This is a genomic window from Bacillus cereus group sp. BfR-BA-01356, from assembly GCF_022663635.1.
Taxonomy (GTDB): Bacteria; Bacillota; Bacilli; order Bacillales; family Bacillaceae_G; genus Bacillus_A; species Bacillus_A cereus.
In genome coordinates this window covers 1-5,993 of the sequence record NZ_JAKUFX010000209.1, presented here as the reverse complement: position 1 = coordinate 5,993, position 5,993 = coordinate 1, and the positions used below count along the sequence as shown (strand labels likewise).

Here is a 5,993-nt window from a genome sequence, read left to right as displayed (position 1 = left end):
TTTTACATAAAATACTGGTCTAGTTTCGTGATGTCTTTTTTAAGCAATTTGTCCTTTGATAACTTCAAAAGATATTATTTTTCAGTTGACATACTACCGCAGGTCTTTTAAGTAGTATCGGAACAGCTACATTTGGTCGCTCAGAACAGTTTGGTATACTTCGTGGTGCAGCAACGGTATACATACTTACGACTGGACTCATTTATTTTTTATTATTAAGAGGGTTAGAAGAATCACTTCAAACGGCAATACCATGGGTAAATACTGTGCTACATTATATCATGCCGATTACAATGCTTTTAGATTGGATTTTAAATCCACCTATTAAGAAAATCACTTGGAAACAAGCTGCAAGTTGGCTTTTATTCCCATTTTTTTACGTTGTATATAGCTTAATACGTGGTCCAATCGTGAATTGGTATCCATATCCGTTTTTAGATCCGAGAATAGGTGGATATGGTAAAGTACTTTTATACAGTATAGGGATAGCAGTTGTAATTGGTGCTATTTGTATATTGGTAAGATTTTTAGGGAATCGAAACTTTAGAAAAGAATTTTAGAAATGCAAGAACCCCCACTGTGTCTGTTTTTAACAGTGGGGGTTTCACTTTATCCAGCTATTTGTCGGGCTGCCCGTAAAAGTCCGATTGGTGAGGGCTGATGATCAGTGGGAGATGAACAAAACCCTCACTGATTAAAGTTTCACTTTATCTACTCGTCTTCTGAAACGACAGCTTTATAAATTTCTCCGTCTTCGTTTCAAATTCTACATCAACAAAAACACCGTATTCTTTTCCGTTCTCACGTAACCACAATTTAAATTTTTCAACAGTTATTTGAACTGTTTTTGGTTTTCTACCTATATGAAGATAGTCAATAATTTCTGCTTTTGGGTATTGTTCTTTCGTCTTTTCTACGGCAAGTTTACCCCATTTGGCATACGGTGGCTGCGCATGAACAATTGATGAGCCTGTATATATATTTGAACATGTTGTTAGGAACAGAATGACGAGTGCGATGTGTTTTAAAGATTTCTTCATGATGAACTCCTTTTATCCTTTTTTTATATTGTTTACATATTTTTTCAACGATATTAGTTTGGATTTTTTTGTCTTCTTTACATAAAAGCGAGGCTTTTACAAAACATAACCAAGAAATCATTTCCGTAATTAAGGAGGGAAAATTATGCGCCAAAAAGCTATTTTTAAAATAGCAGTTTTACTTGCGTTCATAGGACTGTCTTTAATGGTCAGTAGTATACAACTAAAGAATGTAGAAGCTTTTTCTAATCAAGTTATTCAAAGAGGAGCATCTGGCGAAGATGTCATTGAACTGCAATCTCGTTTGAAATATAACGGGTTTTATACGGGAAAAGTGGATGGTGTTTTCGGATGGGGTACATATTGGGCACTTCGGAATTTTCAAGAGAAATTCGGATTACCCGTTGATGGTTTAGCTGGAGCTAAAACGAAGCAAATGCTCGTGAAGGCAACGAAGTATGACAAGTCAACTGCTAATAAAGGGACGACAACAAATAAAGGAAATAGCGGCGGAACTGCACAAGAGAATAAACCACCTCAAAATAAAGGGACAAATGTTCCGAACGGTTATTCTCAAAATGATATTCAGCTTATGGCAAACGCAGTATACGGAGAATCACGTGGTGAACCGTATTTAGGACAAGTTGCAGTAGCTGCTGTTATTTTGAACCGTGTTACAAGTGCATCATTCCCAAATACTGTTTCAGGTGTAATCTTTGAACCTAGAGCATTTACAGCGGTAGCCGATGGACAAATATATTTAACACCAAATGAAACAGCAAAAAAAGCAGTTTTAGATGCGATTAACGGATGGGATCCAACAGGAAATGCTTTATATTATTTCAATCCAGATACTGCGACTAGTAAATGGATTTGGACTCGTCCACAAATTAAAAAAATCGGTAAACATATTTTCTGTAAATAGAGCGGAGGTGGGACAATGTTACGAGGTATTATCATTGTATTATTAACAGTCGGTGTAGTAGGAACAGGCTATTGGGGCTATAAAGAGCACCAAGAGAAAAATGCAGTTTTAATTCGAGCGGAAAATAGCTATCAACGTGCATTCCATGATTTAGCATACGAAGTCGATTTATTACACGATAAAATTGGCACAACACTTGCGATGAATTCACGATCATCTTTATCACCTGCATTAGCGGATGTATGGCGTTTAACATCTGAAGCTCGCTCAGATGTAGGACAACTACCTTTAACATTAATGCCATTTAATAAAACGGAAGAATTTTTAGCGAATATCGGTGATTTCAGTTACCGTGCAGCCATTCGTGATTTAGAAAAAGAGCCGTTAAATGAGCAAGAATATAAAACGCTACAAACTTTATATTCAAATGCAGGAAATATACAAGATGAACTAAGAAAAGTACAACATCTTGTTTTGAAAAATAATTTACGCTGGATGGATGTAGAAATGGCACTTGCATCAAATCGCGATCCAGCAGATAACACAATTATTGATGGATTGAAAACTGTAGAGAAAAACGTAACATCATATTCTTCTACAAACTTCGGACCGACCTTTACAAGTGCGCAAAAAAATAAAAAAGGTGGATTTGAAGCGGAAGGAAAGGCAATTTCTAAAGATGAAGCGGCGAAAATTGCCAAATCGTTTTTGAATTTAAAAGGAAATGAAAAAGTAGATGTTGAGAAAAGCGGAAAAGGTGCGAAAGAATCCTTCTATAGTGTGAAAATTAAAGATGAAGCAACGAACAATGAGTTCTATATGGATATTACCGGAAAAGGCGGATATCCAATTTGGGTTATGAATAACCGCGAAATTAAAGAACAGAAAGTTAGTTTAAACGATGCAGGTAGTAAAGGTTTGAAATTTTTAAAGGACCATAAGTTTAATAATATGGAGCTTTATGATAGCTCTCAATATGATAATGTTGGTGTATTTACGTATGTAGTAAATGAAAATGGAGTACGAATTTATCCAGAAGCAATCCAAATGAAAATTGCTTTAGATGATGGTTCTATCGTTGGGTTCTCCGCAAAAGAATACTTAGCGTCACATCAAAAGCGAACAGTTCCATCGGCAAAGCTAACTGCAACAGAAGCAAGAAAGAAAATCAATCCGGATGTAAAAGTTATGGAAGAACGTAAAGCTTTAGTAGTCAATGATTTGCATAATGAAGTACTTTGCTATGAATTTGTAGGCACTTTAGGAAAAGATACGTACCAAATATTCATTAATGCTAATAGCGGGGCCGAGGAAAAGGTAAAGAAAATGCAAGCTGTTGAAAAAATTTATGATTAAACCTTAATAGTGAAGTGGTGAAAATAATGAAAACTCTAATATATATATTGATGCTTTGCTTCGTTATAACTGGATGCAGTATTGGAAAAAAAGACAATCCAAACGAAAAGCCGGAACAAAAAAATGTTTCAATGAAAAATGTTAATTATACGAATAAATCAAATAAGCCAAATGAAAAAGCAGCAGATCATTTAGCATCTTTAGCAGCAAGTGTGCCAGGTGTGAATGATGCAACAGCGGTCGTTGTTGGAAAATATGCTATTGTAGGTATTGATGTAAAAGCAAAACTTGATCGAACTCGAGTTGAATCAATTAAGTACTCTGTTGCAGAAAGTTTAAAAAATGACCCTGACGGTGCTAATGCAGTCGTTGTAGCAGATGTTGATACGTATGAACGCCTCAAACAAATCGGAAAGCAAATTAAAAAAGGAAAAACAGGTGAAGGTATACTAGATGAATTAGCCGCTATTGTGGGCCGAGTAATGCCACAAGTTCCAAATGATATGATAGAAAATAGAGAAACGAACCCAATTAAAGATAATGATAAACAATTACCAAAAGATGAAGAACAAGAGTTAAGAAAAGAACAGGATGATCAATCAAATAATCATTTGAATAAATGAAATTAGCCTCGTACTTAATTGTACGAGGTTTTTAAATATAATATTAAATATTCAGTTTATTTTTAAGGGAATATATGGTTTAGTTATGATGGGAGGGACAACTGTTATGATGAAAAAAAGCGCATGTATATTGTTTAGTTTATGCTTAGGTTTCAGTATGACAGCGTGTGAACAGAGAAAAGAAGTGAAAAACCAAACAGCAACTTCTTCTACTGTGATGGAAAGGCAACAGAAAGAGTCTATCAATATAAATCATTTCTCGAGTATAAATGAAGGAATGACTTATACAGAAGTGAAAGATTTAATTGGTTTTGAAGGAGATTTACTTATAGAAGAAGGGGTAGAGCATTCTACACAAATTAAACAAATTTTTGCTTGGAAAGGGAACGATCCAAATTCATTTGTTGAAATTACCTTTTTAGATGGAAGAGTGCATTCAAAAGCACAGCAAGGTATAAGTTAATAAGCTAAAAAATGGGAGAGTTTAGCATGAACATACACACAGGGGAAATTCAATTAGCTCCGTATAAGGAGAAATATAAAGAAGTTATACAAACATTTACTTTACCAAGTGAACAAGTTCAGTTTACATCAGATCCAAGCGCATTACTGGAGAAAGCAAAAAGTGATCATACAAAAAATGTGATTGTTATTTTAGATCGCAATGGGGTACCGGTGGGTCTTTTCGCATTGGAAACGGGAGATAGAGTAAAGGAGTTCACAGATAATGAGGATGCTTTACTTTTAACTTCATTTTCTATAAATCACAATAGACAAGGGAAGGGATATGCTAAAAAATCACTGTCACTATTACAAGAGTTTGTAAAACGTTATTTTCCAATAAAAAATGAAGTTGTACTTGCTGTGAATGAAAGAAATATTCCTGCACAAAATTTATATGCAAAAGTTGGTTTCCAAGATAAAGGTTTTAGAAGAATGGGGCCAATTGGCCAACAAATAATAATGCATTTACCTATAATGAAATAGAAAACTTACTCTTGAATATTCAAGTAGTAGGTTTTTTTATTTTAACAATATATAATATATGTATATAAAATGAAACAGGAATGAAGGATATAAAAAATGAATCAAGATAGAAAATGGAATATCGTTGGAGGAAGAGTGATTAAAACTGGGATTGCAGTTTTTCTTACAGTGTTAGTTTGTGATTTTTTTAACATCCCAACTTGGAGTTATAAAAATGATTTAAAAGATTATAAACCAAATCATTATCATCACCATTTTTCAAGTGAATCTATTATTTTATTTGAGGTATTATCTATTCATGATATGTTAGAAGAATTAAAACAAATATCCGAGAAATATGAGTGGGAAAACCGATTCAATCGATAAGTTCATTTTACTGTGGGGGGGATAATATGACACTTTATATTGCATTACTAAGAGGAATCAATGTCGGTGGCCATAAAGTAATCAAAATGGCTGATTTAAAACGAGTGTTTGAATCAATAGGGTTAAAACAAGTGAAAACATATATACAAAGTGGTAATATTGTGTTCGAATCTGAGGAAGGTATAAACTTTCTAAAGGACCGAATACAATCTGAAATAAAAAAAGAATTTGATTTCGATGTTCCAGTCATGCTAAGAACACATGATGAATTTATAAATATTATTAAACAATGTCCATATGAAGTTCATTCATTGTTAGAAGGAGAAAGTGTTCATATTGCTTTTTTAGCTAATGTACTTTCTGAAGAAGAGAGTAGTCAATTGCTTACATTTAAAAGTGAACTTGAAGATTGCTATATAGATGAGAAGGTCGTTTATTTATTTTTCAAAAATAGCATTCGAAATTCTAAATTAATGAACCAGTTTCAGAAGTCACATACACCAGCTACAGTTAGGAATTGGCGGACTGTGAATAAATTAAAAGCAATTGTAGAGAGTATGTAAATATAAAAAGATGAGGTTTTCTCATGCCCATCAACTTAAGAGTGAGCACAACCTGAGCTTTCGACTCATCGGATCAAAACATTCCTAAAATAAAAGCATACTCTTAAAAATAAGCATCTCAAATAAACCCTAA

7 protein-coding genes and 2 pseudogenes are annotated in these 5,993 nt (G+C 33.8%); 8 read left to right on the top strand and 1 reads right to left on the bottom strand.

All coding sequences use genetic code 11. The features are described 5' to 3' along the window. Positions 1–104: 104 nt before the first annotated feature. Positions 105–560 (top strand): annotated as a pseudogene (locus MR168_RS31990) (Pr6Pr family membrane protein); the annotation flags it as partial. Between the two features lie 147 nt (positions 561–707). Here MR168_RS31990 and MR168_RS31985 read toward each other — a convergent pair. Continuing rightward, entirely contained in the window at positions 708–1,040 is a 333-nt protein-coding gene (locus MR168_RS31985) for a DUF3889 domain-containing protein (RefSeq protein ID WP_000749105.1), read from the bottom strand. Positions 1,041–1,185: 145 nt separating this feature from the next. On the opposite strand from MR168_RS31985, the gene sleB reads away from it, so the two are divergent. The 7 genes and pseudogenes from sleB to MR168_RS31950 all read left to right on the top strand — a co-directional run bounded on the left by sleB (position 1,186) and on the right by MR168_RS31950 (position 5,860). Continuing rightward, positions 1,186–1,965, top strand: coding sequence for a spore cortex-lytic enzyme (sleB, locus tag MR168_RS31980; RefSeq protein WP_001249053.1), 780 nt, complete (start codon positions 1,186–1,188; stop codon positions 1,963–1,965). Positions 1,966–1,980: 15 nt separating this feature from the next. After that, positions 1,981–3,321 carry a germination protein YpeB gene (gene ypeB, locus MR168_RS31975; RefSeq protein WP_086388210.1) on the top strand — a complete coding sequence of 447 codons (1,341 nt, stop codon included), beginning with the start codon at positions 1,981–1,983 and terminating at the stop codon, positions 3,319–3,321. 26 nt (positions 3,322–3,347) lie between these two features. Continuing rightward, entirely contained in the window at positions 3,348–3,944 is a 597-nt protein-coding gene (locus MR168_RS31970; protein WP_000854053.1) for a YhcN/YlaJ family sporulation lipoprotein, read from the top strand. A 106-nt stretch (positions 3,945–4,050) separates the two neighbouring features. Then, a complete protein-coding gene (locus MR168_RS31965; protein WP_000976446.1) occupies positions 4,051–4,407 on the top strand; it encodes a hypothetical protein in 357 nt (118 codons plus the stop codon). A gap of 11 nt (positions 4,408–4,418) precedes the next feature. Next, positions 4,419–4,931, top strand: coding sequence for a GNAT family N-acetyltransferase (locus MR168_RS31960; RefSeq protein ID WP_116269174.1), 513 nt, complete (start codon positions 4,419–4,421; stop codon positions 4,929–4,931). Positions 4,932–5,027: 96 nt separating this feature from the next. Then, positions 5,028–5,099: pseudogene (locus MR168_RS33825) on the top strand (hypothetical protein); the annotation flags it as partial. A gap of 224 nt (positions 5,100–5,323) precedes the next feature. Next, the gene (locus MR168_RS31950; RefSeq protein WP_016122631.1) at positions 5,324–5,860 is read left to right on the top strand and encodes a DUF1697 domain-containing protein; all 537 of its coding nucleotides are present in this window, start codon (positions 5,324–5,326) and stop codon (positions 5,858–5,860) included. Positions 5,861–5,993 lie beyond the last annotated feature (133 nt).

What these genes read in the sequence shown, in the direction of transcription:
- MR168_RS31985 (WP_000749105.1), bottom strand. Translation starts at nt 1,040, where the DNA reads ATGAAGAAATCTTTAAAACACATCGCACTCGTCATTCTGTTCCTAACA.
- sleB (WP_001249053.1), top strand. Translation starts at nt 1,186, where the DNA reads ATGCGCCAAAAAGCTATTTTTAAAATAGCAGTTTTACTTGCGTTCATA.
- ypeB (WP_086388210.1), top strand. Translation starts at nt 1,981, where the DNA reads ATGTTACGAGGTATTATCATTGTATTATTAACAGTCGGTGTAGTAGGA.
- MR168_RS31970 (WP_000854053.1), top strand. Translation starts at nt 3,348, where the DNA reads ATGAAAACTCTAATATATATATTGATGCTTTGCTTCGTTATAACTGGA.
- MR168_RS31965 (WP_000976446.1), top strand. Translation starts at nt 4,051, where the DNA reads ATGATGAAAAAAAGCGCATGTATATTGTTTAGTTTATGCTTAGGTTTC.
- MR168_RS31960 (WP_116269174.1), top strand. Translation starts at nt 4,419, where the DNA reads ATGGGAGAGTTTAGCATGAACATACACACAGGGGAAATTCAATTAGCT.
- MR168_RS31950 (WP_016122631.1), top strand. Translation starts at nt 5,324, where the DNA reads ATGACACTTTATATTGCATTACTAAGAGGAATCAATGTCGGTGGCCAT.